Source organism: Streptomyces muensis, from assembly GCF_021474425.1.
Lineage (GTDB): Bacteria > Actinomycetota > Actinomycetes > Streptomycetales > Streptomycetaceae > Streptomyces > Streptomyces muensis.
The window spans coordinates 1-25,613 of record NZ_JAKEIP010000036.1 but is presented as its reverse complement, the minus strand read 5'-3'; the positions used below and the strand labels follow the sequence as shown (position 1 = coordinate 25,613).

The 25,613-nt window shown below is 70.2% G+C and carries 21 protein-coding genes and 1 pseudogene; 16 read left to right on the top strand and 6 right to left on the bottom strand.

Annotation, left to right across the window (positions count from 1 at the left end; translation table 11 throughout):
• Positions 1-1,128: 1,128 nt before the first annotated feature.
• Entirely contained in the window at positions 1,129-1,368 is a 240-nt protein-coding gene (locus L0P92_RS12505) for a heavy-metal-associated domain-containing protein (protein WP_234762640.1), read from the bottom strand.
• 74 nt (positions 1,369-1,442) lie between these two features.
• Positions 1,443-2,090, bottom strand: coding sequence for a TetR/AcrR family transcriptional regulator (locus tag L0P92_RS12500; RefSeq protein WP_234762639.1), 648 nt, complete (start codon positions 2,088-2,090; stop codon positions 1,443-1,445).
• 200 nt (positions 2,091-2,290) lie between these two features.
• Here L0P92_RS12500 and L0P92_RS12495 point away from each other — a divergent pair, with 200 nt between their 5' ends.
• Both L0P92_RS12495 and L0P92_RS12490 read left to right on the top strand, forming a co-directional pair.
• Positions 2,291-4,543, top strand: coding sequence for an MMPL family transporter (locus L0P92_RS12495; RefSeq protein WP_234762638.1), 2,253 nt, complete (start codon positions 2,291-2,293; stop codon positions 4,541-4,543).
• A 168-nt stretch (positions 4,544-4,711) separates the two neighbouring features.
• Positions 4,712-5,755, top strand: a complete 1,044-nt coding sequence (locus L0P92_RS12490; protein ID WP_234762637.1) for a zinc-dependent alcohol dehydrogenase family protein — start codon at positions 4,712-4,714, stop codon at positions 5,753-5,755.
• On the opposite strand, the gene L0P92_RS12485 is transcribed toward L0P92_RS12490, so the two are convergent.
• Positions 5,736-6,302, bottom strand: coding sequence for a GNAT family N-acetyltransferase (locus L0P92_RS12485; protein WP_234762636.1), 567 nt, complete (start codon positions 6,300-6,302; stop codon positions 5,736-5,738). The two genes, L0P92_RS12490 and L0P92_RS12485, sit on opposite strands and share 20 nt — an antisense overlap.
• 72 nt (positions 6,303-6,374) lie before the next feature.
• Complete coding sequence (locus tag L0P92_RS12480; protein ID WP_031478637.1) at positions 6,375-6,575, bottom strand: helix-turn-helix transcriptional regulator; 201 nt, start codon at positions 6,573-6,575, stop codon at positions 6,375-6,377.
• Between the two features lie 499 nt (positions 6,576-7,074).
• On the opposite strand from L0P92_RS12480, the gene iolC reads away from it, so the two are divergent.
• The 9 genes and pseudogenes from iolC (at position 7,075) to L0P92_RS12435 (ending at position 19,571) form a co-directional block, all read left to right on the top strand.
• The gene (iolC, locus tag L0P92_RS12475; protein ID WP_234762635.1) at positions 7,075-8,025 is read left to right on the top strand and encodes a 5-dehydro-2-deoxygluconokinase; all 951 of its coding nucleotides are present in this window, start codon (positions 7,075-7,077) and stop codon (positions 8,023-8,025) included.
• Positions 8,022-8,903 carry a Cgl0159 family (beta/alpha)8-fold protein gene (locus L0P92_RS12470; protein ID WP_234762634.1) on the top strand — a complete coding sequence of 294 codons (882 nt, stop codon included), beginning with the start codon at positions 8,022-8,024 and terminating at the stop codon, positions 8,901-8,903. The genes iolC and L0P92_RS12470 overlap by 4 nt, the downstream gene beginning before the upstream one ends.
• 34 nt (positions 8,904-8,937) lie before the next feature.
• A pseudogene (locus L0P92_RS12465) lies at positions 8,938-9,045 on the top strand (5-deoxy-glucuronate isomerase); the annotation flags it as partial.
• A gap of 73 nt (positions 9,046-9,118) precedes the next feature.
• The gene (gene iolD / locus L0P92_RS12460) at positions 9,119-11,035 is read left to right on the top strand and encodes a 3D-(3,5/4)-trihydroxycyclohexane-1,2-dione acylhydrolase (decyclizing) (RefSeq protein ID WP_234762633.1); all 1,917 of its coding nucleotides are present in this window, start codon (positions 9,119-9,121) and stop codon (positions 11,033-11,035) included.
• Between the two features lie 14 nt (positions 11,036-11,049).
• On the top strand, positions 11,050-12,552 hold the full coding sequence (mmsA, locus tag L0P92_RS12455; RefSeq protein ID WP_234762632.1) for a CoA-acylating methylmalonate-semialdehyde dehydrogenase: 1,503 nt from the start codon (positions 11,050-11,052) through the stop codon (positions 12,550-12,552).
• Between the two features lie 207 nt (positions 12,553-12,759).
• Positions 12,760-14,187 (top strand): APC family permease, encoded by a 1,428-nt coding sequence (locus tag L0P92_RS12450; protein WP_234762631.1) that lies wholly within the window; start codon positions 12,760-12,762, stop codon positions 14,185-14,187.
• 186 nt (positions 14,188-14,373) lie between these two features.
• Positions 14,374-17,022, top strand: a complete 2,649-nt coding sequence (locus tag L0P92_RS12445) for a CocE/NonD family hydrolase (RefSeq protein ID WP_234762630.1) — start codon at positions 14,374-14,376, stop codon at positions 17,020-17,022.
• Entirely contained in the window at positions 17,019-17,891 is an 873-nt protein-coding gene (locus L0P92_RS12440; RefSeq protein WP_234762629.1) for an ABC transporter permease, read from the top strand. The genes L0P92_RS12445 and L0P92_RS12440 overlap by 4 nt, the downstream gene beginning before the upstream one ends.
• A gap of 147 nt (positions 17,892-18,038) precedes the next feature.
• Complete coding sequence (locus L0P92_RS12435; protein ID WP_234762628.1) at positions 18,039-19,571, top strand: vWA domain-containing protein; 1,533 nt, start codon at positions 18,039-18,041, stop codon at positions 19,569-19,571.
• 29 nt (positions 19,572-19,600) lie between these two features.
• On the opposite strand, the gene L0P92_RS12430 is transcribed toward L0P92_RS12435, so the two are convergent.
• A complete protein-coding gene (locus L0P92_RS12430; protein WP_234762627.1) occupies positions 19,601-19,765 on the bottom strand; it encodes a chorismate mutase family protein in 165 nt (54 codons plus the stop codon).
• 210 nt (positions 19,766-19,975) lie between these two features.
• Here L0P92_RS12430 and L0P92_RS12425 point away from each other — a divergent pair, with 210 nt between their 5' ends.
• The 3 genes from L0P92_RS12425 to L0P92_RS12415 all read left to right on the top strand — a co-directional run bounded on the left by L0P92_RS12425 (position 19,976) and on the right by L0P92_RS12415 (position 23,104).
• Positions 19,976-21,901, top strand: coding sequence for an AMP-dependent synthetase/ligase (locus L0P92_RS12425; RefSeq protein ID WP_234762626.1), 1,926 nt, complete (start codon positions 19,976-19,978; stop codon positions 21,899-21,901).
• A 236-nt stretch (positions 21,902-22,137) separates the two neighbouring features.
• The gene (locus L0P92_RS12420) at positions 22,138-22,449 is read left to right on the top strand and encodes a cold-shock protein (RefSeq protein WP_234762625.1); all 312 of its coding nucleotides are present in this window, start codon (positions 22,138-22,140) and stop codon (positions 22,447-22,449) included.
• Positions 22,450-22,663: 214 nt separating this feature from the next.
• Positions 22,664-23,104, top strand: a complete 441-nt coding sequence (locus L0P92_RS12415) for a hypothetical protein (RefSeq protein WP_234762624.1) — start codon at positions 22,664-22,666, stop codon at positions 23,102-23,104.
• Positions 23,105-23,795: 691 nt separating this feature from the next.
• Here L0P92_RS12415 and L0P92_RS12410 read toward each other — a convergent pair.
• A complete protein-coding gene (locus tag L0P92_RS12410) occupies positions 23,796-24,227 on the bottom strand; it encodes an ATP-binding protein (RefSeq protein WP_234762623.1) in 432 nt (143 codons plus the stop codon).
• Positions 24,228-24,413: 186 nt separating this feature from the next.
• Here L0P92_RS12410 and L0P92_RS12405 point away from each other — a divergent pair, with 186 nt between their 5' ends.
• Together L0P92_RS12405 and L0P92_RS12400 are read left to right on the top strand one after the other, a co-directional pair.
• Positions 24,414-25,265: a helix-turn-helix domain-containing protein gene (locus L0P92_RS12405; RefSeq protein ID WP_234762622.1), complete on the top strand. Its 852-nt coding sequence runs from the start codon at positions 24,414-24,416 to the stop codon at positions 25,263-25,265.
• 28 nt (positions 25,266-25,293) lie between these two features.
• Positions 25,294-25,503, top strand: a complete 210-nt coding sequence (locus tag L0P92_RS12400) for a DUF397 domain-containing protein (RefSeq protein ID WP_234762621.1) — start codon at positions 25,294-25,296, stop codon at positions 25,501-25,503.
• Positions 25,504-25,613: the final 110 nt, after the last annotated feature.

Here is a 25,613-nt window from a genome sequence, read left to right as displayed (position 1 = left end):
CCCTATAGGGGCCTGCGGCCCTCATAGGGCTTGATGCAGTGCAGGCAAAAGAAGAAAGGCGCCCTGGCGGCGGTCCCCCCACGGGCCGACGTCCAGGGCGCCTTCCCATGTCCCGGTGCGGATTCCCCCCACGGGATCCGGCCGGGCGTCTGAGAGACCAGCGCCTGAATTCGCTGTCTTTCTGTGCTGCCATTGAGCAGAACGAGCAAAACTCGTCGTACTCATGGGTGGATGCGGTCTGCCGGGACAGCGCACGGTCGGGAGGGCCGCTCAAAGCTTCCCGAAGTACGTGCCCCGGCAACGCAACTCTGAGGAAGTCCCCCAAGACATCCTCAGATGCCAGTAAGCGCCCCCCAAGACGCTGCCTGACATCGTCAACTTAGACCTTCGAACCCCTTCGATGGTTACGTTCACATCACTGTGATCTGCGTCTCTTGCATATGTCCGTTAGATACGCAAGAGCCCCGATATGGCGATCGGGACCCAAGCGTAAGGATGATGCGCGAGCCTTGTGAAGAGCTTATGTGAGCCGGGCGCCGGACTCCAGAGGGACCCAGTGGGGTTCTTACTACGAATTCACCGGAACGTCCGCAGCCTCATGCTGGTCCGAGGTTACGAACGCCTCCGCGACGTCATTCCCTGAGGAGGGACCCGGATCGGCGGTGGTAAGCGCGGCCGCGTCGTTGACGCCATCGCCGACGGGTCGAGGGCCGGCGTCCGGCGTCAGTCCCGGCTCCCGTAGCTCGCTCGCGCCCCGCGTGGTTCCGCTCCGGTCGGCCGGGACGGGCGTACGGCCGTCTCTCTCTGCCTCTTCCTCGGGACGGGTCGGCCCTTGGTGGCTTTGTGGGCCATGCGGCTAAGGAGCGGCCCCATGGCCACGTCACGGACCGCCACGAGTGCGCGTACGCCCCGCCCGGGCGCGGCGCTCCGGAAGCCCTCGACCTCCCGCAACCTCCTGCGGCCTCCCGCAGCCGCCCGACCCGGCCTGCGTGCCCGCGGCAGCGACCCGCGCGACGGGGTGCTCGCTCGCGTGCTCCCTGGCGCCCACGAGCCGCAGCACCCCTCTTCGCCGGCGCCCTCCGCGACGTACACCTGCCGTCGAACTCAGCTGCAGGCCCAGCCGCCGGCTCAGATCCTGGCGGCCAGTTCGAAGCCCGCCTCGTCGACCGCGGAGCGCACCGCTTCCTCGTCCAGTGCCGCCGCGGAGACGACGGTGACCTCGCCGGTGGAGGCGACGGCCTTGACCGAGGTGACGCCGGGGATTTCGGAGATCTCGCCGGAGACGGCCCCCTCGCAGTGTCCGCAGCTCATGCCGCTCACCTTGTAGACGGCGGTGACGGTACCCGGGGTGTCAGTCTGCGCGGTCATGTCGTTCTCCTCGTCGAGGCGTGTGGGGTTGACGGGACCCGTGAGGGTTCTCCGTTGCCCGAAACGGTATACCCCTATGGGGTACTTCTCCAAGGAGAGCCGGTCGCCACCAGCGGGTCGAGGTAGCGGGTCAGGGCGTGCTTCAGCTCCTGGACATAGGCGTCGCGCTCGGCGCCCTCGTGGGCGAGGACCAGCTCCAGGCCCGCCTTGTACAGGCCAAGGCACATATGGGCGGTCCGGACGAGGTCGGCCGGGGCGGCGTCGGGCAGGAACGAGGAGAGCAGGCCCTCGATCCGGGACAGCAGGGTCGCGTGCAGGGCGTCGTGCTCCTCGGTGATGCGGCCGGGGATGTCGGGGCCGTGCATCAGGGCGAAGAACACCGGGTGCTCGCAGTTGAAGGCGATGAACCGGTCGACGGCCGCACCGACCGCCTCCTCCAGGGGGGTCGTGGGGTCGACCGGGGCGAGCGCCTCGCCGTACGCCTCGCGCATCTCCCGCATCAGCCGCTCGCCCAGCTCGATCGCGATGGCTTCCTTGTTCGGGAAGAACTGGTACAGCGTGCCCGGCGAGACGCCTGCCTCGCGGGCGATGGCGTTCGTGCTGGCGGCGGTGTAGCCGGTGCTGGTGAAGACGACGGCCGCGGCCTCGAGCAGTTGGGCGATACGGCGCTCGCCGCGGGCCTGACGGCGGCGCGGCTGCTCCTTCTCCTGGTTGGCGGACACGCGTTATCCCCAGCTCTCCGAACGCGATTGACAAACGCGAGTCTTCGCTCGCATTCTTGAGAAACGCGAGCGATGTCTCGTGTTTGCCAGTCTATGGCAGCGACGGCTCCATGCTGCCCGCTCGACCGGCACGGATCGCACAGCACGGATCGCAGAGCACGGACCGCACGGCACGGATCAGGGTGAGGGGACACCGCACGATGACCGAAGTCAAAAGGCCGCCCGGCGCCGCAGCGCCGCCCCGCCCCGGAGGCTGGACCCGCTTCGTGACGGCCCGGCCCAGGCTGTCGCTGCTCGTGGCGCTGGTGATCACCGCGCTCGCCGTGCTGGCCGGCAGCGGCGTCGCCGACCGGCTGGGCAGCGGCGGCTGGGAGGACCCGGACGCCGAGTCGACGTACGCGACCAGGGCACTGGAGCGCGAGTTCCCCGCCTCCCAGCCCAATCTCCTGCTCCTCGTGGACGCGGGCGACGCCTCCGTGGACGACCCGGCGGTCGCCGCCGAGGCCCGGCGCATAGTGGCGCGCCTAGCCGACGAGAAGGGCGTCACCGGCGTCGGCTCCTACTGGCAGGCGGACGCCTCGGCGGCTCCCGCCCTGCGCGCCGAGGACGGCCATGAGGCGCTGATCGCCGCCCGCATCACCGGCGAGGAGAAGCAGGCGGGGGAGACCCTGGACCGCATCGCCCCCGAGTTCCGGGGCGCGCACGGACCGGTGGAGGTCAGCGTCGGCGGCCCGGTCGCGGTGCGGCACGAGATGCAGACGACGATCCAGGAGGACCTGGTCCGCGCCGAGGTGATCGCCCTGCCGGTCACCCTCGTGCTCCTGGTGATGGTCTTCGGCAGCGCGGTCGCCGCCCTGCTGCCGCTGGGCATCGGCATCGTCGCCATCCTCGGCACGAACGCGGTGCTGCGCGGCCTCACCGAGGTCACCGACGTGTCGGTCTTCGCGATGAACCTCACCACGGCCCTCGGCCTGGGCCTCGCCGTCGACTACGCCCTGTTCATCGTCCGCCGCTTCCGCGAGGAACTCGCCACCGGCGCCGAACCGCTCACAGCCGTCGGCACGACCCTGCGCACGGCCGGCCGCACCGTCCTCTTCTCCGCCCTCACGGTCGCGGTGTCCCTCGCGGCGATGCTGCTCTTCCCGCAGTACTTCCTGAGGTCCTTCGCCTACGCCGGGATCGCGGTGGTGCTGCTGGCCGCAGCTGCCGCGCTGATCCTGCTCCCGGCCGCACTGGTCCTGCTCGGGCACCGGGTCAACGCCCTGGACCTGCGCCGCCTGTTCCGCCGCGGACAGCCGAAGGCAGCCGCCTCGACGGCCGCTGCCCCGGAGGGCAGGGCCTGGACCCGCACCGCGAACCTCGTGATGCGCCGCGCCCCCTTCTTCGCCCTGGGCACCACAGCCGTCCTGGTCCTGCTCGGACTGCCCTTCCTGGGCGTGAAGTTCGGCACGGCCGACGACCGCCAGCTGCCGTCGAGCGCCGAGTCCCACGTCGTGCAACAGCACATCCGCGACGGCTTCCCGGGCAGCCCCGGAGGCGGTCTGGAGGTGCTCGCCGAGGGACGGGCGACGCCGGCGCAGTACGCCGCGTACAAGGAGCGCGTCGCCGCGCTGCCGGAGGTGCTGCGGGTCGACGGGCCGCTGGTGAAGGGCGAGTCGGCGTACTTCACGGTGCTGCCGAAGGGTGAGGCGGTGGACGACCCGGCCCAGCGTCTGGTCGGTGAACTGCGCGCCGCCCAGGCCCCGTTCGACACCAAGGTGACCGGTGCGGCGGCGGTCCTGGTCGACTCCAAGGACGCGATAGCCGAGCGCCTGCCGCTCGCGGTCGCTTTCATCGCCGTGGTCACCCTGCTGCTGGTGTTCCTGCTGACCGGCAGTGTGCTGATCCCGATCCAGGCGGTGGTGCTCAACGCGCTCAGTCTGACGGCGATGTTCGGCGCGGTGGTCTGGGTCTTCCAGGACGGCCATCTCTCCGGCCTGCTCGGCTTCACCAGCCCCGGCTCGATCGAGACGACCCTCCCGGTGCTGATGTTCTGCGTCGCCTTCGGCCTGTCGATGGACTACGGCGTGTTCCTGCTGTCCCGCATCAAGGAGGAGTACGACACGACCGGCGACCACGACCAGGCGGTCCGGCACGGTCTTCAGCGCACGGGCGGGCTGATCACCGCCGCCGCTGTGATCCTCGCGGTGGTGATGGTCGCGATAGGCACCTCCCGGGTCACCAACACCAAGATGCTCGGCCTCGGGATCGCCCTTGCGGTGCTGATGGACGCGATGATCGTCCGCAGCCTGCTGGTCCCGGCGGTCATGCGTCTGACGGGGCGGGCGACCTGGTGGGCGCCGGGACCGTTGCGGCGGTTCCACACCCGCTTCGGCCTCAGCGAGGGCGAGTCGACGCCGCCCTCGACGGCCGAGACGCCCCGGGAGCGGGACAAGGTGAGCACACCCGGCTGACTCTGTCGGCGGAACCTCGGGGGCCGCGCGTCCCCAAGGGGCGCGGGGCCGTATCGATATGCGGCTCCGCCGCGTGGGCGCGACCAGCCACGATGTACCCGCAGACAACAGAGACGACCATCCGCCGCCCACCCCGCGGAGCACGTCGTCGGCGGAAGGAGACCAGAGATGCGGGCAGTGGTGTTCGAGCGTTACGGCGAACCGGCGCGGACACGCGACGTACCCGACCCCCACCCCGCCCCCCACGGAGTGACCGTCCGGGTCGAGGCCACCGGCCTCTGCCGCAGCGACTGGCACGGCTGGCAGGGCCACGACCCGGACATCGCGCTCCCTCACGTGCCCGGCCATGAACTCGCCGGTGTCGTCGAGGCGGTGGGCGACCGGGTGACCGGCTGGCGCCCCGGCGACCGGGTCACCGTGCCGTTCGTGTGCGCCTGCGGAAGCTGTGCCGCGTGTGCGGCGGGCGACCAGCAGGTGTGTGAGCGCCAGACCCAGCCCGGCTTCACCCACTGGGGTTCCTTCGCCCAGTACGTGGCGCTGGACCACGCCGACGTCAATCTCGTCGCCGTGCCCGAGGAGATGTCCTTCGCGACGGCGGCCTCGCTGGGCTGCCGGTTCGCCACGGCGTTCCGGGCCGTCGTGCAGCAGGGCAGGGTGGCGGCGGGGGAGTGGGTCGCCGTGCACGGCTGCGGCGGGGTCGGCCTGTCGGCGGTGATGATCGCGGCGGCGTCGGGCGCGCGGGTCGTCGCGGTGGACGTCTCGCCCCAGGCCCTCGACCTGGCGCGGAAGTTCGGGGCGACGGAGTGCGTGGACGCGTCGAGCGTGCCGGACACGGCGGCGGCGATCCACGACCTCACCGCCGGTGGTGCCCACCTCTCCCTGGACGCCCTCGGTTCACCCACCACCTGCGCCGCCTCCGTGAACGGCCTGCGCCGCCGGGGCCGGCACATCCAGGTGGGCCTGCTGCCGTCGGCGTCCGGCACGACACCGGTCCCGATGGCCCGCGCCATCGCCCTGGAACTCGAACTGCTGGGCAGCCACGGCATGGCGGCACACACCTACCCGCCCATGCTGGAGCTGGTCCGGGCGGGTGTGCTGCGGCCGGATCTGCTGGTGACGTCGACGATCGGGCTGGACGCGGTACCGGCCGCGCTGGCGGCGCTCGGGACGGCCCCGGGGGCGGGGGTGACGGTCATCGAGCCCTGGAGTTGAGGGTGGCCCACTCGTGGTCGAGGACGGCCATGAGCACCTCGTCCAGCCACTGACCGTTCCTCGTCTGCGCCTCCCGGCGGATCCCCTCCGTCACGAACCCGACCTTCTCGTAGACGCGCAGGGCCCGGTGGTTGTGGCGGTAGGCCTCCAACTGGATGCGGTGCAGCCCGAGTTGCTCGAAGCCGTAGCCGACGATGAGCCGCGTGGCCTCGGTGCCGATGCCCCGATCGCGGCCGCGCGGGCCGATCAGCGTGCGGAAGGTGCAGCTGTGGGCGTGCGGATTCCACTCGTACAGGACGACCTCGCCCACGAGTTCGCCGGTGGCGCGGTCGGTGACGGCGAGATCGAGCCGGTCGGTCCGGCCGGCCAGGGAGCCGTACCAGGAGCGCACCCGCTCCGGAGTGAGTTCGTTGTCCGGGGCGAAGGTGAAGCGTTCGACCTCCGGGTCCTCGATGATCTCCCACATGGTGTCGGCGTCCGCCCCGGTGAACGGCCGGAGCACGGTCTTGTCACCGGTGAGCGTGGGCTTGACGGAGAAGCTGCGCATGCGAGGACTGTGCCCCACGGGTCGGATGGGGCACAGCTCATTTTCCGTGAGGCCGGGCAGGCCGATCCACCGTCAATCCGCCCTGCGGCCCCGGTTCCCCGGGCGGGACTCCACCCATGCCCGCACGGTGTCCGGGTACCAGAAGGGCTTGCCGCCCTCCACATGGTCCGGCGGCGGCAGCAGCCCGTGCTTGCGGTACGACCGCACGGTGTCCGGCTGCACCTTGATGTGCGCGGCGATCTCCTTGTACGACCACAGCGTTCGGTCGGTCATCAGTTGCACCTCCCCGCGCGCGCCGCGGCGTCGACCGGGGGCTGGTCGTCGGGGGTACCGCGCGCTGCGCTGGCGATCACAAAGCCTGTGTCCGGTCAACGACACGGAGTGAGCACAGGCAGGCCCTGTGGAGGGGACGTGACGCAAACCCCGCGAACATGCGACATGCGTGACAGAAGAGCGTCCTTTGTGACACGGGCGACACAAGCGAAGACGACGGCGATCACTCGTGGCGCCGGGCTGCTGCAACCTCCTTAGGGGCGCGGGTCTGTGTCGATGTGCGGCTCCGCCGCGTGGGCGCGACCAGCCACGAACCACCCGCACTCGCCCTCACATAGAACCCGGCACCCCCTAGGCGCCCGGCTCTCCCCCGGAGGGTGTTGGTTCGAATGTCTGGACAAAACATTGACAGGCCTCCCCCAGCAGGGCTACAAAACCCTGGAGGGCCGACCCGCGCAGTCGGCGCCGCAGTCGCGACAAGGGAGACCGAGGGACACCGATGGCGTACGACCTGATCACCATGGGCCGGATCGGCGTGGACCTCTACCCGCTGCAGACCGGCGTCCCGCTGCCGCAGGTCACGTCCTTCGGCAAGTTCCTCGGCGGCTCGGCGACGAACGTAGCGGTGGCCGCCGCCCGCCTGGGACGGCAGACCGCGGTGATCACCCGCACCGGCGACGACCCCTTCGGTACCTACCTCCACGAGGCCCTCCAGGGCTTCGGCGTCGACGACCGCTGGGTCACCCCGGTCCCCGGCCTGCCCACCCCGGTCACCTTCTGCGAGGTCTTCCCGCCGGACGACTTCCCCCTGTACTTCTACCGGCAGCCCAAGGCCCCGGACCTGGAGATCGACGCCCACGAGCTCGACCTCGACGCCATCCGTGACGCCCGTATCTTCTGGATCACCGGCACCGGCCTGAGCGAGGAGCCCAGCCGTACGGCGACCCTCGCGGCGCTCGCCCACCGCGCCAAGTCGGGGACGACGGTCTTCGACCTCGACTGGCGCCCCATGTTCTGGAAGGACCCGGCCCAGGCCCGCCCCTTCTACGCCGAGGCGCTCAAGCACACCACCGTCGCCGTCGGCAATCTCGACGAGGTGGAGGTCGCCACCGGCGTACGCGAACCGCACGCCGCCGCCCGCGCCCTCCTGGACGCCGGTGTCGAGGTCGCGGTCGTCAAGCAGGGCCCCAAGGGCGTCCTCGCCGTCAACAGCAAGGGCGACCAGGCCGAGGTCCCACCGCTGCCCGTGAACGTCCTCAACGGACTCGGCGCCGGTGACGCCTTCGGCGGCTCCCTCTGCCACGGGCTGCTCGAAGGCTGGGACCTGGAGAAGATCATGCGGCACGCCAACGCCGCCGGAGCCATCGTCGCCTCCCGCCTGGAGTGCTCCTCCGCGATGCCGACACCGGACGAGATCGAGGCCGCCATCGCCGCGGGGGCCGTCAAGTGACCGTCGACATCGCGGAGCTCGTCCGTACCCGCACCCGGCACCCCGAGGCGATAGCGGAGGCCGCCGCCCGGCGCGTACGCCGCCCTCTCCTCGGGGACAGCGACCGCCTGATGATCGTCGCCGCCGACCACCCGGCCCGCGGCGCGCTCGGCGTCGGCGGCCGTGCCCTGGCCATGGCCAACCGCGCCGACCTGCTGGAACGTCTCTGCCTCGCCCTGTCCCGCCCCGGCGTGGACGGCGTCCTCGCCACCGCCGACATCCTCGACGACCTGCTGCTGCTCGGCGCGCTCGACGACAAGGTCGTCATGGGGTCGATGAACCGCGGCGGCCTCCAGGGCGCCCGCTTCGAACTCGACGACCGCTTCACGGGCCACCGCGCCGAGGACATCGAGCGCCTCCGCTTCGACGCCGGCAAGCTGCTCCTGCGCGTCGACTACGACGACCCGGGCTCCCTCACCACCCTGGAGTCCACCGCCCGCGCCATCGACGACATGGCCGCGCGCCGGCTCCCGGTCTTCGTCGAGCCGTTCCTCAGCCGCCGCACCCCCGAGGGCAAGGTCGTCAACGACCTGTCCGCCGAGGCCGTCACCAAGTCCATCGCCATCGCCTCGGGCCTCGGCGGCACCTCCGCCTACACCTGGCTGAAGCTGCCGGTCACCGAGAACCCCGACGACATGGCCGAGGTCATGGCGACCTCCACGCTGCCCTCCGTACTCCTCGGCGGCGAGGTCGGAGACGACCAGGACGGGGCATACGAGAAGTGGCGGGGCGCGCTCCAACTGCCCACCGTGCAGGGCCTGGTGGTGGGCCGTTCGCTGCTCTACCCGGCGGACGGGGACGTTGCCGCCGCGGTGGACACTGCCGTAGGACTGCTGTGAGGTCCCCATGACCACGAGCCGTACTCCCCACCCCCAGAACGCCTCCGGCGCGGGTAGCCGCTTTGCTTTGGCAGGAGCGAAGTGCGAGCGAAGACTCCCCGCCCGCTACGGCCCCGCGCCGGAGGTCCCCCAACCGGTACGTCGAGTCGAACGGGGCCGCTGAGCCGTACGGAAGTGGCGGATCTGCTTCCATCCGGACCACACGGAGGTAACCGATGACCTCAACGACGAGGCTCACGGTCGCACAGGCGCTCGTCCGCTTCCTGTCCGCCCAGTACACCGAGCGCGACGGCGTACGGCACCGGCTGATCGCCGCCACCTGGGGCATCTTCGGCCACGGCAACGTCGCCGGGATCGGCCAGGCGCTCGTCGAGTACGGCACTGTGTCCAGTGGCGGGACACCCCCCGCACCTCCCGCCATGCCGTACCACCAGGGCCGTAACGAACAGGCGATGGTGCACGCCGCGGTCGGCTACGCCAGGCAGTCGGGCCGTCTGTCCACCCACGCGGTGACCACCTCCATCGGGCCCGGCGCGACCAACCTCGTCACCGGCGCCGCCCTCGCGACCGTCAACCACCTCCCGGTCCTGCTCCTCCCCGGCGACATCTTCGCCACCCGCCCCGCCGATCCGGTCCTCCAGCAGCTCGAAGTGCCCTACGCCGGCGATGTGTCGGTCAACGACTGTCTGCGGCCGGTCTCGAAGTACTTCGACCGGATCACCCGTCCGGAAGCCCTGATCCCCTCGGCCCTGAACGCCATGCGCGTGCTCACGGACCCCGTCGAGACCGGCGCGGTCACGCTCGCGCTGCCGCAGGACGTCCAGGCCGAGGCGTACGACTGGCCCGACGACCTCTTCGCCGAGCGCATTTGGGCCGTACGCCGTCCGGGCGCGGACCCGACCGAACTCGCCGAGGCCGTAAGGGCGATCAGGTCCGCCCACAGGCCCCTGGTCATCGCGGGCGGCGGCGTCCACCACAGCCGGGCCGAGGAGGCGCTCGCCGAGTTCGCGGAGGTCACCCGCATCCCCGTCGCCTCCACCCAGGCCGGCAAGGGCTCCCTGCGCTTCGACCACCCCCAGGACGTCGGTGGAGTGGGCCACACCGGCACCGCCACCGCCGACGAACTGGCCCGCACCGCCGACCTGGTGATCGGAGTGGGGACGAGGTACACCGACTTCACCACCGCCTCCGGCACCCTCTTCGCCGCCGACGGCGTCCGCTTCCTCAACCTCAACATCGCCCCCTACGACGGCCACAAGCTCGCCGGGACACCGCTGGTCGCGGACGCCCGCAGCGGGCTGATGGAGCTGACCGCGGCCCTGGACATGCACGCCCACCGGGTCCCCGCCTCCTACGTCACCGAGTACACCGAGGACAAGGAACGCTGGGAGCAGCGCGTCGACGCCTGCTACGAGGCCGACGAGCCGGACGTACGGCCGACGCAGCCGCAGGTGCTGGGCGTGCTCGACGCGATCGTCGACGAGACGGACGTGATCATCAACGCGGCCGGCTCCCTCCCCGGCGACCTGCACAAACTCTGGCGGGCCCGCTCACGCGACCAGTACCACCTGGAGTACGGCTACTCCTGCATGGGCTACGAGATCCCGGCCGCGATCGGCGTGAAGCTCGCCGCCCCGGACCGGCCCGTGTGGGCGCTGGTCGGCGACGGTACGTATCTGATGATGCCGACGGAGATCGTGACCGCCGTGCAGGAGGGGATCGCGATCAAGGTGTTGCTGGTGCAGAACCACGGGTACGCGTCCATCGGCGGGCTGTCGGAGGAGACCGGCGCCGAGCGCTTCGGCACGGCGTACCGGTATCGCGTGGAGGACGGCGGCTTCACGGGCGCCCCGCTCCCCGTGGACCTCGCCGCCAACGCCGCCAGCCTGGGCATGCGGGTGCTGCGCGCGAAGACCGTGAGCGACCTGCGCGAGGCGCTCGCCGAGGCCCGTACGGCCGACACTCCCACTTGTGTCTACGTCGAGACCCAAACGGCAGACACAGTGTCGGGCGCGCCGCCCGCGCAGGCCTGGTGGGATGTTCCCGTGGCCGAGACCGCGACGAGGCCGTCGGCGGTCAAGGCGCGTGAGCTGTACGAACGGCACGTCTCGACCCGACGCCGCCACTTGTGAAGGAGTTACTGGGCATGACGAAGATCGTCAACCACTGGATCGGCGGCAAGACCGCCGAAGGCGCGTCGGGCACGTTCGGGCCGGTCACCGACCCGGCCACCGGCGCGGTCACCACGAAGGTCGCGTTCGCCTCGGTCGAGGAGGTGGACGCGGCGGTCGCCGCCGCCAAGGAGGCGTACCTGACCTGGGGCCAGTCCTCGCTGGCCCAGCGCACCTCGATCCTGTTCAGGTTCCGGGCGCTGCTGGACGCCAACCGGGACGCCATCGCCGAGCTGATCACCGCCGAGCACGGCAAGGTGCACTCCGACGCCCTCGGTGAGGTGGCGCGCGGCCTGGAGATCGTCGACCTCGCCTGCGGCATCAACGTACAGCTGAAGGGCGAGCTGTCGACGCAGGTCGCGAGCCGGGTGGACGTGTCGTCGATCCGCCAGCCGCTGGGTGTCGTGGCGGGCATCACGCCGTTCAACTTCCCGGCGATGGTGCCGATGTGGATGTTCCCCATCGCCATCGCGTGCGGCAACACCTTCGTGCTCAAGCCGAGCGAGAAGGACCCGTCGGCGTCCATCAAGATCGCCGAGCTGCTCGCCGAGGCCGGTCTCCCGGACGGCGTCTTCAACGTCGTCCACGGCGACAAGGTGGCCGTCGACCGCCTCCTGGAGCACCCCGACGTCAAGGCCGTGTCCTTCGTCGGCTCGACGCCGATCGCCCGCTACATCCACACCACCGCCGCCGCCCACCACAAGCGCGTCCAGGCGCTCGGCGGCGCCAAGAACCACATGCTGGTCCTGCCGGACGCCGACCTGGACGCCGCGGCCGACGCGGCCGTGTCGGCGGCGTACGGCTCGGCGGGTGAGCGCTGCATGGCCATCTCCGCGGTCGTCGCGGTCGGCTCGATCGGCGACGAGCTGGTGGAGAAGATCCGCGAGCGCGCCGAGAAGATCAAGATCGGCCCCGGCAACGACCCGACCTCCGAGATGGGTCCCCTGATCACCGCCGCGCACCGTGACAAGGTGGCCTCCTATGTCACGGGCGCGGCGGCCGAGGGCGCCGAGGTGGTCCTCGACGGCACCGGCTACACCGTCGACGGCTTCGAGGACGGCCACTGGATCGGCATCTCGCTGCTCGACAAGGTGCCCACGTCCGCGAAGGCCTACCAGGACGAGATCTTCGGCCCCGTGCTGTGCGTGCTGCGCGCCGAGACGTACGAGGACGGCGTGGCGCTGATCAACAGCTCGCCGTTCGGCAACGGCACCGCGATCTTCACCCGGGACGGCGGCGCCGCCCGCCGCTTCCAGCTGGAGATCGAGGCCGGCATGGTCGGCGTGAACGTCCCGATCCCGGTCCCCGTCGGCTACCACAGCTTCGGCGGCTGGAAGGACTCGCTCTTCGGCGACCACCACATCTACGGCAACGACGGCACGCACTTCTACACCCGCGGCAAGGTCGTCACCACCCGCTGGCCGGACCCGGCGGAGGCCCCGTCCGGGGTCGACCTCGGCTTCCCGCGCAACCACTGACGCACCGACCTCGAGCGTCTGGGGCCGTCCGGATCGCGGACGGCCCCATTTTTTCGCGGGCCCGCGCTGCGGTTCCCGCATGCTCGAAAGTCGTGCTGTACACGGCTTCGAAGCAACGCTAACACGCGTCAAGATGCCGTCTGGCAACGAATTCCGTAGGTAATCAGCCATTGACGTGACGGTTTCCGTCAATGTTGCATCCCCCTCGTGACCGACACCCTCACCCCTGCCGAGGGCGCCGCCGTCGAGGCGTCGGACGGCCCTCAGGACAGCTCCCAGGACAGCCCCCGCAAGCTCAAGCGCTCGATCGGCGTGGTCGGCGGCACGCTGCTCACGCTCTCCTGCGTCACCCCGGCGTCCACCCTCTTCGTGGTCGTCCCCGACCTGTTCGGCTCGCTGGGCACCGCCACCGCCCTGACGATCGCCATCGGATCCCTGCTCTGCATCGCCGTGGCGTTCTGCTACTCGGAGCTGGGCACCCTCATCCCCAGCGCGGGCGGCGAGTACGCGATGGTGTCCACGCTGGCCGGACGGCTCGTGGGCTGGCTGGTCTTCGTGCTCTCGCTGCTGGTCGTCATGGTCGTACCGCCGGTGATCGCGATGGGCACGGCCGACTACCTCGCCCCGATCGTCGACCTCGACCCGTCGATGACCGGCGCCGCCGTCATGCTGCTGGCCACCCTCGCCGGCCTGCTCGACCTGCGCGCCAACGCCTGGATCACCGGCGTCTTCCTGGTCCTGGAGGTCATCGCGGCTGCCGTGGTGGCGGTGCTGGGCTTCGCCCACGCCGAGCGCGGCCCGGGCAGCCTCGTCTCGATGGAGGTGGCCGGCGCGGACGGCCGTACCGACACCGTGACGGGCCTGCTGGTCGTCTCCGGACTCGCCATCGCCCTCTTCGTCACCCAGGGCTTCTCGACCGCGGTCTACCTCTCCGAGGAAATGGAGAACCCGCGCCGCAACGTGGCCCGCACGGTCCTCGCCACCCTCGCCATCTCCGCCGTGATCATCCTGGTCCCCGTCGCCGCCATCACCCTGGGCGCTTCGGACCTCGGCGAACTCACCGGCGGCGACATCGGCACCATGGTCACCGCCTGGTCCAACTCCGCGGTCGGCACCTTCGTCAGCCTCTGCGTGGCCCTCGCCATCATCAACGCCGGCATCGTCATGGTCATCCAGAACTCCCGCGTCCTGTTCGCCTCGGCCCGCGACAAGGCCTGGCCCGGCCCCGTCAACAACGTCCTCGCCAGACTCGGCCGCTTCGGCTCCCCCTGGGTCGCCACCCTCGCCGTCGGCATCCCCGGCGCCGTCCTCTGCTTCGTCAACCTCGACACCCTGTACGGCATCACGGGCGTCTCGGTGACCGGCATGTACCTGCTCGTCGCAGTCGCCGCGCTGCTGTCCCGCCGCGGCGCCCACAAGCACACCCCGGCATGGCGAATGCCCCTGTGGCCGGCGATGCCGATCCTGCTGATCGCGGTCCTCGTGTACATCCTCAGCCAGCAGGAGCCGGAGTACCTGCTGTGGACGGGCGGCATCACGGCGGTGGCGACCTTGTACTGGGCCCTGTACCTCCGCCCACGCCGAGACACACGCTGGCTGGTCTCGATACCGACGGATGAGCAGGCGCCCCTTTAGGGGCGCGGGGAACTGCGCGAGAAACCACAGCGAACCGGCAGGCGGCAGACCACAGAACGCCCCGAGCTCTCCCCCGCCGTACCACGAACGCGGTAGACAAATCCCCCGCCGTACCCCCACGGAAGGGGCCGGGATTCAGCCCTCGGTAGATAACTTGCCGACAGGTTGGCCCCGTACCGTTGAACCATGGATCTTCGACTGCCCGCACTACGAGGGCTACGGAGGCCGCGGCGGCTGCTTGCCGCCGCGGCCGCTGTCGTCGTGGTCGCCGGTGCCGGGACATGGACCGCCGTCGCCGACGACGACCCGCCCGCGGTGCGGCACGCCGACCGCGTCATGGACATGGGCGACGGGGTACGCATCGACACCTCGTACTTCACGACCGCCGGCAGCGAACGCCGCCCCGCCGTCCTCCTCGCGCACGGCTTCGGCGGCAGCAAGGACGACGTACGCGAACAGGCCCAGGACCTCGCCCGGGACGGCTACGCCGTACTGACCTGGTCCGCCCGCGGCTTCGGGAAGTCGACCGGCAAGGTCGGGCTGAACGACCCCGACGGCGAGGTCGCCGACGTCTCCAGGCTGCTCGACTGGCTGGCGAAGCAGCCCCAGGTCGAGCTCGACAAGGCCGGCGACCCGCGCGTGGGCATGGCGGGCGGCTCCTACGGCGGCGCGATCTCGCTGCTGGCCGCGGGGCACGACGACCGGGTGGACGCCATCGCCCCGGCGATCACGTACTGGAACCTCTCGGATGCGCTGTTCCCGAACGGCGTCTTCAAGAAGCTCTGGGCGGGCATCTTCGTCAATTCGGCCGGCGGCTGCGACAAGTTCGAGACGCGGATCTGCGAGATGTACGAGCGGGTCGCGGAGTCCGGGACTCCGGACGCGCCGGCCGAGCGGATGCTTCAGGAACGCTCGCCGTCCGCCGTCGGCGACCGGATCAAGGTGCCCACCCTGCTCATGCAGGGCCAGTCCGACTCCCTCTTCCCGCTCGGCCAGGCCGACCAGGCCGCGAAGGCCATCCGCGCCAACGGCGCCCCCGTCGACGTCGACTGGATCGCGGGCGGCCATGACGGCGGCGACATGGAGACGGGCCGTATCCAAGGACGCGTGCAGTCCTGGTTCGACCGCTACCTCAAGGACGACAAGAGCGTCGACACGGGCCCGGCCTTCCGCGTCACCCGCACCGGAGGCGTCGACTCCACCGACGGCCAGGCCCTGCTGCGGGGCGCGAGCGCGGACACGTACCCCGGCCTGGAGAGCGGCCGTAGGTCCGTCGCCCTCACCGGCGGCGAGCAGAGCTTCGCCAACCCGGCCGGCGCCAGCCCGCCCGCCGTCTCCGCACTGCCCGGCCTCGGCGGCTCCGGCGGCCTCGCCCAGCTGTCCTCGCTGGGCGTCGGGGTGTCCCTGGACTTCCCCGGCCAGTTCGCCCGCTTCGAGTCGGCGCCGGTCACCGGCAACCTGCGCATCACCGGCTCCCCGACGGCGACCGTCCATGTGCAGTCGACCAGCGAGGACGCGGTGCTCTTCGCCAAGGTCTACGACGTCGGCCCCGACGGCACCCAGCAGGTGCTGCCGTCCCAGCTGGTCACGCCCGTGCGCGTCGAGGACGCCAAGGCCGGCAAGGACGTGACGCTCACGCTCCCCGCCATCGACTACGGCATCGAGCAGGGCCACCGCCTGCGCCTGGTCCTCTCCTCCACGGACCTCGGCTACGCCTCCCCGGCCGCCCCGGCGACGTACACGGTCTCCCTGAAGGGCGACTTGTCGGTCCCGACGGCCCCCGGTGTGAGCACCGCCGCCGCCCCGCTCCCGTCCTGGGTGTGGTGGCTGCCGCTCACCGCCGCGGTGATCGCCCTCGCCCTGCTGCTGACGGCCCGCCGCCGCACCGCCACCCCGGCGCCCGACCCCGAACTGGCCGAAGTCCCGCTCCAGATCACCGACTTGAGCAAGCGGTACGCGGGCTCCGAGGACCGTTACGCGGTACGGGACCTGTCCTTCCGCGTGGAGAAGGGCCAGGTCCTCGGTCTCCTGGGCCCGAACGGCGCGGGCAAGACCACGACGCTCCGCATGCTGATGGGCCTGATCAAGCCGGACGCCGGTGAGATCCGCGTCTTCGGCCACGCGATCCGCCCGGGCGCGCCCGTCCTCTCCCGGGTCGGCGCCTTCGTGGAGGGCGCGGGCTTCCTGCCGCACCTGTCCGGCCGGGAGAACCTGGAGCTGTACTGGCAGGCCACGGGCCGCCCGCCCGAGGACGCCCACCTCGACGAGGCCCTGGAGATCGCCGGCCTCGGCGACGCACTGGCCCGCGCGGTGCGCACGTATTCCCAGGGCATGCGCCAGCGCCTCGCGATAGCGCAGGCGATGCTCGGCCTCCCGGACCTCCTCATCCTCGACGAACCGACCAACGGCCTGGACCCGCCCCAGATCCGCGAGATGCGCCAGGTGATGATCCGCTACGCGGCCGCCGGCCGTACGGTGATCGTCTCCAGCCATCTCCTGGCCGAGGTCGAGCAGTCCTGCACCCACCTCGTGGTGATGGACCGCGGCCGTCTCGTCCAGGCGGGCCCGGTCGGCGAGATCGTCGGCTCCGGCGACACGCTGCTCGTCGGCACGGCCACGGCGGTGGAGGAGCCGGTCGTCGAGAAGGTCGCCGCCCTGCCGGGCGTGACCTCGGCCGTGCGCACCGACGAGGGGCTCCTGATCCGGCTCGACGCCGACGGCAGCGCACAGCGCCTGGTCGCCGAACTCGTCCGCCTCGAAGTGCCCGTCCAGTCGGTCGGCCCCCACCGCCGTCTGGAAGACGCCTTCCTCACCCTGATCGGAGGTTCCGCATGAGCACGCTCGCCGAGAGCACCGCGCGCACCGAGGTCGCCTCCGGTTACCGGGCGGGCCGTACGCTGCCCCTCCGGGTGGAGCTGATCCGCCAGCTGAAGCGGCGCCGGACGCAGGTCATGTTCGGCATCCTCGCCGTGCTGCCGTTCGTGCTGGTCGCCGCGTTCGCGATCGGCGGCGAGCCGGACGGCGGCGGCGACCGCATCACCCTGATGGACACGGCCACGGCGTCCGGCGCGAACTTCGCCGCCGTCAACCTGTTCGTCTCCGCGGGCTTCCTGCTGGTCATCCCCGTCGCGCTGTTCTGCGGGGACACGGTGGCGTCGGAGGCCAGCTGGTCCTCCCTGCGCTACCTGCTGGCCGCCCCCGTGCCCCGGGCCCGCCTCCTGTGGTCCAAGCTCGTGGTCGGACTGGGGCTCAGCCTGGCCGCGATGATCATCCTGCCCGTGGTGGCGCTGGCGGTCGGTACGGCGGCGTACGGCTGGGGTCCCCTCCAGATCCCCACCGGCGGCTCGCTCGACACGGGCACGGCGGCGCAGCGCCTGCTGGTGGTCGTGGCGTACGTCTTCGTGTCCCAACTGGTCACCGCGGGCCTGGCGTTCTGGCTCTCGACCAAGACCGACGCCCCGCTCGGCGCGGTCGGCGGCGCGGTCGGCCTGACCATCGTGGGCAACGTCCTGGACGCCGTGACCGCCTTGGGCGACTGGCGCCACTTCCTGCCCGCGCACTGGCAGTTCGCGTGGGCGGACGCCGTACAGCCCCGCCTGGAGTGGTCCGGCATGATCCAGGGCACCGCGATTTCCGTAACGTACGCCCTCGTGCTGTTCGCGCTGGCCTTCCGCGGTTTCGCCCGCAAGGACGTGGTGTCCTAGGTCACCGGAAGATCACCCACCGGTCTCGGCGGGCCGCCCCCGTGCCCGCTTCGAGACTCATCCGCAACCCTCCGTAGCGCACGTTCCGGCCCCCTGGCCCGTCACAGTCACAGAAGTCGACGTCAACGGACCAAGGGGGAAGGGCCGATGGATCGGTACCGCACACGAGGCCTGCGCACAGCACTGCTCGCACTCACCGCGGCGGGCGGCCTGCTGCTCACCGGATGCGGTGGGAGCGACGACAGCAGCGGGCGCACGGCGGACAGCAAGGAAGGCGGCTTCCCGGCTCCCGCGTACAGCCAGGGAGACCGGCGCGAGGGCGAGAACGACACGGACGAATCCCGCGACTTCGCCCCCGAGCCCGACTACCTCTCCACCTTCGCCCTGGACGTCGACACCGCCTCCTACGGCTACGCCCGCCGCACCCTCGCCGAGGGCCGGCTGCCCGACCCGTCGACGGTCCGCCCCGAGGAGTTCGTCAACAGCTTCCGCCAGGACTACGACCGCCCGGACGGCAACGGCTTCACGGTCACCGTCGACGGCGCCCGCACCGAACGCGAGGACTGGTCCCTGGTCCGCGTGGGCCTCGCCACCCGCCCCGCCTCCGACCCGGGCGAACGCCCGCCCGCCGCCCTCACCTTCGTCATCGACATCTCCGGCTCCATGGCCGAACCGGGCCGCCTGGACCTCGCCCAGGACTCCCTCGGACACATGACGGACCAACTGCGCGACGACGACTCGGTCGCCCTGGTCACCTTCAGCGACGAGGCCGAGACGGTCCTGCCGATGACCCGTCTGGACGGCAACCGGGACGAGATCCACGACGCCATCGACAGCCTGGAGCCCACCAACTCCACCAACCTGGGCGCAGGGATGGAGACCGGCTACGAGACAGCGGTGGAGGGCCTGCGCAAGGGCGCCACCAACCGGGTCGTCCTCATCTCCGACGCCCTCGCCAACACCGGCGACACCGACGCCGACGCCATCCTCGAACGCATCGCCTCCGAACGCCGCGAGCACGGCATCACCCTCTTCGGCGTCGGTGTCGGCAGCGACTACGGCGACGCCCTGATGGAACGCCTCGCCGACAAGGGCGACGGGCACACGGTGTACGTCTCCGACGAGGACGACGCCCGTAAGGTCTTCAGCCGCCAACTGCCCCAGAACATCGACCTGACCGCCCGCGACGCCAAGGCCCAGGTCGCCTTCGACCCCGAGACGGTCAAGGAGTTCCGGCTCGTCGGCTACGACAACCGCCAGGTCGCCGACGAGGACTTCCGGGACGACAGCGTCGACGGCGGCGAGATCGGCCCCGGCCACACCGTCACCGCCCTCTACGCCGTCCGCACCAGGCCCGGCACCGAGGGCCACCTCGCCACGGCGAGCGTCCGCTGGCTCGACCCCAAGACCCGCGCCCCGCACGAGAAGTCGGGCCAGCTGGAGACCGGCTCCCTGCACGACTCCCTCGACGACACCTCAGCGAGGTTCCAGGTGACGGCCACCGCCGCCTACTTCGCGGACGCGCTGCGCGACGGCGACTCCCGCTGGAGCTCCCTGCCCGCCGCCCCCTCCCTCAGCGGCCTCGCGGACCACGCCGAGGACCTGGCGAAGGAGACGGAGGACGAGGACGTACGGCAGCTGGCGGAGGCCATCGGCCGGGCGGAGCGGCTGATGGACTAGGCCGGCGCCTCAGAGCCTGTTCCAGGCTCTCAGGAGTCCGCGCAGACGGAGGGCAACGCCCGCACGAGGCCCTCGACATGCAGCGCGTCCAGCTCATGGCCGTACGCGGCCCGGACGGCGGCCACCCCGAGCCGGGGCGCGCACGACGGCGATGTCCGCTGCCACCGGGTGTCCTTCAGCGCGGCGGCCAGCAACTCGGTGGTGATGCGGTCGAGTTCACCCCCTCCGGATCGAGCAGCCGCTGGGCGAACAGATCGGTCAGCGGGGTGAGTCCGGGGGAGACGGAGGCCCCTTCCGATGGCCCTGCCCCGCTCCTTGCCCGCACTTTGTGTGAACCATTGACCTTCCCTTACGCGTGAGTAAGTTGACTCTTCGGTAAGTACGACTGGCACCCGGGAGCCACCATGGGCGTACGCAAGGATCTCAAGCGGGCGAAGCAGCGCACGGACCTGCTGAACCGGACCAAGGTCGAGGTCGTCAAGGACGCCGAGGGCGTGGTCCGCGAGGCCCGCACGCCACCCCTCGCCCCGCGCGCCACCACCGGCAGCATCGCCGACCTGCCCTTCACCAACGCGGCCGAGGCCCCCGGCGCCGTGGCCCTCCGCCGCGAGGAGGCGGGCACGTGGCAGCCGGTGACGGCCGCGGCCTTCGCGCGTGAAGTCACCGCTGTGGCCAAGGGACTGATCGCGGCCGGCCTGGAACCCGGCGGCCGGGTCGCCGTGATGTCCCGCACCCGCTACGAGTGGACGGTCCTGGACTTCGCCATCTGGGCCGCCGGCGGCCAGACGGTCCCCGTCTACGCCACCTCCTCCGCGGACCAGGTGGAGTGGATCGTCCGGGACTCCGGTGCCCGTCACGTGGTGACCGAGACGGCCGAGAACACGGCCACGGTGACGAGGGGGACGGCCGGCCACGAACAGGCCCCGCGCATCTGGGAGTTGGACGCGGACGCGCTCGCCGATCTCACCAGCCTCGGCCGCGAGATCCCCGACGACGAGCTCACCAAGCGCCGCACGGCCCTCACCCCCGACACCATCGCGACCGTCTGCTACACCTCCGGCACCACCGGCCGCCCGAAGGGCTGCGTCCTCACCCACGCCAACCTGCACGCCGAGGCGGCCAACACGGTCGAACTCCTGCACCCCATCTTCAAGGAGGTCACCCACCAGACCGCCTCGACCCTCCTCTTCCTCCCCCTCGCCCACATCCTCGGCCGCACCCTCCAGATCGCCTGCCTGATGGCCCGCATAGAGATCGGCCACTGCCCGAGCATCAAGCCCGACGAACTCCGCCCGGCCCTCAGGAAGTTCCGCCCCACCTTCCTGGTCGGCGTCCCGTACCTCTTCGAGAAGATCCACGACACGGGCCGCGCGACGGCGGAGAAGATGGGCCGCGGCGCCTCCTTCGACCGAGCCCACCGCACAGCCGTCCGCTTCGCGAAGGCCTACCTGGACAAGTTCCTCGGTACCGGCTCAGCCAAGGGCCCCACCCCCGCCCTCTACGCCGCCTGGGGTCTCTACGACCTCCTGGTCTACCGCCGCGTCCGCAAGGAACTCGGCGGCCGCCTGCGCTACGCCATCAGCGGCGGCTCCCCCCTCGACCGCGAGCTCAACCTCTTCTTCTACGCCGCCGGAATCATGGTCTACGAGGGCTACGGCCTCACCGAGACGACGGCCGCCGCCACCATCGTCCCGCCTCTGAGGCCCCGCCCCGGCACCGTCGGCCAGCCGGTCCCCGGCACGGCGGTCCGCATCGCCGACGACGGCGAGGTGCTGATCAAGGGCGGCATCGTCTTCGGCGCGTACTGGAACAATCAGGCAGCCACCGACGCCGTGCTGACCGACGACTGGTTCGCGACCGGCGACCTGGGCTCCCTCGACGACGACGGCTACCTCACCATCACCGGCCGCAAAAAGGACATCCTCGTCACCTCCGGCGGCAAGAACGTCTCCCCGGCCGTCCTGGAGGACCGCCTCCGCAGCCGCCCCCCGATAGGCCAGTGCCTCGTCGTCGGCGACAACCGCCCCTTCATCGCCGCCCTGATCACCCTCGACCCGGAGGCCGTGGCCCACTGGCTGTCAGTACGCAAGATGCCCGCCGACACCCCGCTCTCCAAGATCCTCGATGACCCCCGCCTCCGAGCCGACGTCCAGAAGGCCGTCGACCACGCCAACGAGGCCGTCTCCCGCGCCGAGTCCATCCGCGCGTTCACCTTGGTGGAGGGCGAGTTCAACGAGGACAACGGGATGCTCACACCGTCGATGAAGGTGAAGCGGCAGGCGGTGATGGCGGCGTATGCGGGGGAGATCGAGGCGCTGTACGGGAGCTGAGGGTCCGTGCAGCTGCCTTCAATTTGAGCACGTGCTCACACCGTCAGGGTTCGTCGCCTCGCCGAAAGGATCTCCTGCAATTTCGCGAGGTTGCCACACCGCAGCGGCACCCCCTCGCCCCCGTGACCAAGGGGTGTTTGCTAATGTCACCAGCGATTCGGTCAAGCGCTGCTGACCACAGTGCGTGCCGAACGGCTATGTGCCAATGGCGCAAAAAAAGGGGGGACGAGGGAGCCATGCCTGAGACCAAGGCTGAAGATGTGCTCGCTGGCCATGTGCTTGAGTGGCACAGCGAGGAGGGATGGGGCGTCCTCGTTTCTGATTCCCTCCCGGACCAGGTATGGGCGCACTTCTCAGCTATCCAGGCCAGCGGCTTCCGAGAGCTGACCGCTGGCCAGCTCGTCACCTTCTCGGCCGAGGAGGCCGAGCAGGACGAATACCACTGGCGTGCCGTACGTGTCTGGCCCGAGGCCGATGTGCGCCGCCCGCCAAACGGGGACGACGGTCCGGGCTATTCGTCTGGGCTGGACATCAGTTTCGATTCCTGACCGCGCATCGGCAACCGACCGGATCAGTCCTATCAGTCACGCGCAGCGGTGGGATGGTCTCCTTCCGCTGCCCGTCAGCAGACTGGATTCTCGTGTCTTCCCCATATCCGCCAAGCGATCCGTTGCAATCGGCTCGGCATTGCTTGCCGCAGTTCTCGCACTGGGGGTCGCTCCGGCCCACGCCGGAGTTCAGCAGGGCAAGCACACCTTCAAGATGTCCGATCCCGACTACAAGCGAACGGACGCGAACGGCACCTTCACCGGGCAGGTGAACATGGCCGGCACCGTGGGTCGACCGGCCCACATGGCGTGGTCGTTCCGCACCTCCCCGACCGTGCAGGCCATCGCGACGGGGAGGATGACGTGCAAGGCCGGCCACATGCAGCTCCCGTACCACGACTCTCATGCCAACGTTGCCGTCAACTACTTCTGGCACTCGTCGGTCCCTAACAACCGACGCAACAAGAACTACACGCTGTACGGAAACTGCACCTTCCGCGTCAATGTGGGTGGTCGTCCCGGAACCGCGAATCTCGGCTTCAGCTTCAGGTACTCGCTGTTCGACGGAATCAGCCCGTCTTCCCAGGGACGGGGCGAGACCCCCGTTGAGGACACCTCGTACTCCAGCGATCTGAAGATCGCTTACGACTCCTGACAGTAAATGGCTCCCCGCGTCTCTGTCGCCTGAGATGCGGGGAGCCCCCGTCAGCTTGGCCAGCGGTTTGTCTGACGCGATGCACACCACTGCCGCTGCCGCACGCTGCCGTTACGTCATATAGGTCTCGTTCTGGGAGAGAACGGATCGCAAGCCGTCGAGTTGCTCATCGAGAGGAAGTCGGTCAAGCATCCGACTTGCCTACCAGGACCACAGGCAGAGCAGCACGGCTGGGTAAGAATCGTCATCAGTGATCGCCGTCCGGGGTGTCAGCCTTACGAGGTGTGTGACCGGGGCGCCAGGGGCGTTCCCCGCTCCGCCGGTCGCTCTCCGTTACTCAGGCAGAAGGCGGCAGCCCCACAGCCGGCCAACGCCAGGAACACGACCGGCCGAACCGACCACTCCACCCACGCGTCATGGCTGTTGAGCGAGAACCCGCACGGTTCCCCGCGGTGCAGGGCGGCGAGTGCCCCGAGGCAGCCGCGCTCGTTCGCCCACTTGAAGGCCCGCGCCATCTCGCGTGGCGGGAGCGTGGATGCCAACACCCTCACATCCACCCGGATCTTGCGAATGGCCTGTGCCGGGTTGGTCGTGCCGTACGTCGCCACGGATGCGAGAGCGTCGGCCGACAAGGAGCGATACGTCCTCCGCTCACACCAGAAGCCCGGTTTCGTGAGGCCCTTTGCCGGCGTCATGACGCGTCCCCCTCCGGCAGCATCAAGCGGGCCCACACGACTTTGCCGACGATGTCGCGTGGTTCAACGCCCCACGAGTCGGCCAGCGCGGCGACCAGCTGAAGCCCCCGCCCGGACTCGTCGTCGTTGCTCGCGTGCCTCATCATCGGCTGCTCGTCGCTTGCGTCCGCCACCTCGACGCGCAACTCCCGGCCGGTCAGTACGAACCGGACCTGGATCTCACGGCCGGGTGCCGTCTTCGCGTTGACGGCGTTGGTGGCCAGCTCCGAGAGCAACAGTGCTGCCCGGTCCACGAGTTCGCCCTCGATGTGCCATATGGCGAGCTGCTCCCGGAGAGCCGCGCGGGCCCGGCCGACGCTGCGGCGTTGTCGCGGGAACTGATGCGTCGCTGCCTGTGCGGCGGCGAGCGGTACGGCTCGTGTGGGCATGGCTCATCCCCTTGAGAGCGAGCGAGGGAAGGTCGAAGTACCCATCCGTCACCACTTGGTGGCGGTGGGTAACCAGGTCTAGAGTGCTCTTCGCAACGCTCTGTACGCAACCGCCTCTTGGAAATATTGCCATGATCTTTTCCGGGGTGGCTGTGCCGTCAACGCACTTGAGTGGAGGGGGTAGTTATGGCCGCAGTGCGTCCGACTCTTCGACGTCGTCGCCTTGCCGGGCTGTTGCTCGGATACCGGGAGAAGGCAGGCAAGACCCTTGATGACGCCGCCGAACGCATCGGCTGTCACCGGACGAAGATCAATCGCATCGAGAACGCCCGTCTGGGCATCTCCCTCGGTGAACTGCGCGACCTGCTGAGGTTCTACGGTGTCGATGACCCCGCCCTGGTCGACGAGGCGCTGGAGCTGGCTCGGCGGAGCCGTGAACCGGGCTGGGTGCAGCGGGCGGGGCTGGCGCGCCCGACGTACACGGAGTTCATCGACTACGAGAACACCGCCGATTACATCCGGTCGTACGAGGGCGGTCTCATCGCCGGCCTGTTGCAGACGCCTGACTATGCCCGGGAAGTCCTCTCCGCCAAGCCCTCCACTCTGAAACACGACGAGGTGGAAGCACTGGTCGAGGCGCGCATGAAGCGTCAGGAGATTCTGGAACGTCCAACCCCGCCACGGCTGTGCGTGATCGAAGGAGAGGCGGCCCTCCGACTCCAGGTGGGAGGCAGGGACGTCATGCGCAGGCAGCTGGAGCATCTGGAGACGATGGCCGGGCATCCGTCCGTGGAGGTTCAGGTCATCCCTGACCGGGCCGGTGCGCATGCCGGACTGTCTGGTTCCTTCGTCCTCTTCGGCTTTCCCGGCTCGTCGTTTCCGGACGTCGTGTGTGTGGAGCACTACACGGGGACGCTCTATATGGAGACGCCGGAGGAGACCGCGGACTATACGCTTATCTTCGACTCGCTCCGGTCAATCGCCTTGAGCCCGGCGGACAGCCTCAACCTGATCTCCCGGGTGCGGCAGGAGCTGTAGCAGCAGGGAAGCAGAGAGGTGACGTGGCATGAGCACCCCCGGTCTTGAGACCGCGACGTGGCGCAAGAGCAGTTACAGCGGGCAGGGCGGCAACTGCCTGGAGGTAGCGGATGGGTTCCCCGGCATCCTGCCCGTGCGCGACAGCAAGGCCTTGGACCGTGTGCCCCTCGTCTTCGACGCCGACGCCTGGTCCTGGTTCGTAGGGGCGGTGAAGGGCGGCGCACTCCCTGCTGTCTGAGGAGACCGCTCAACTCTGCACCGGGATCATCAGAAGGAGCCCCTTGCCTCCACGGGGCAGGGGCTCTTGCGCGTCCCGGGCGGCCCGCGACGGGTGGGTGGGGGATTGGG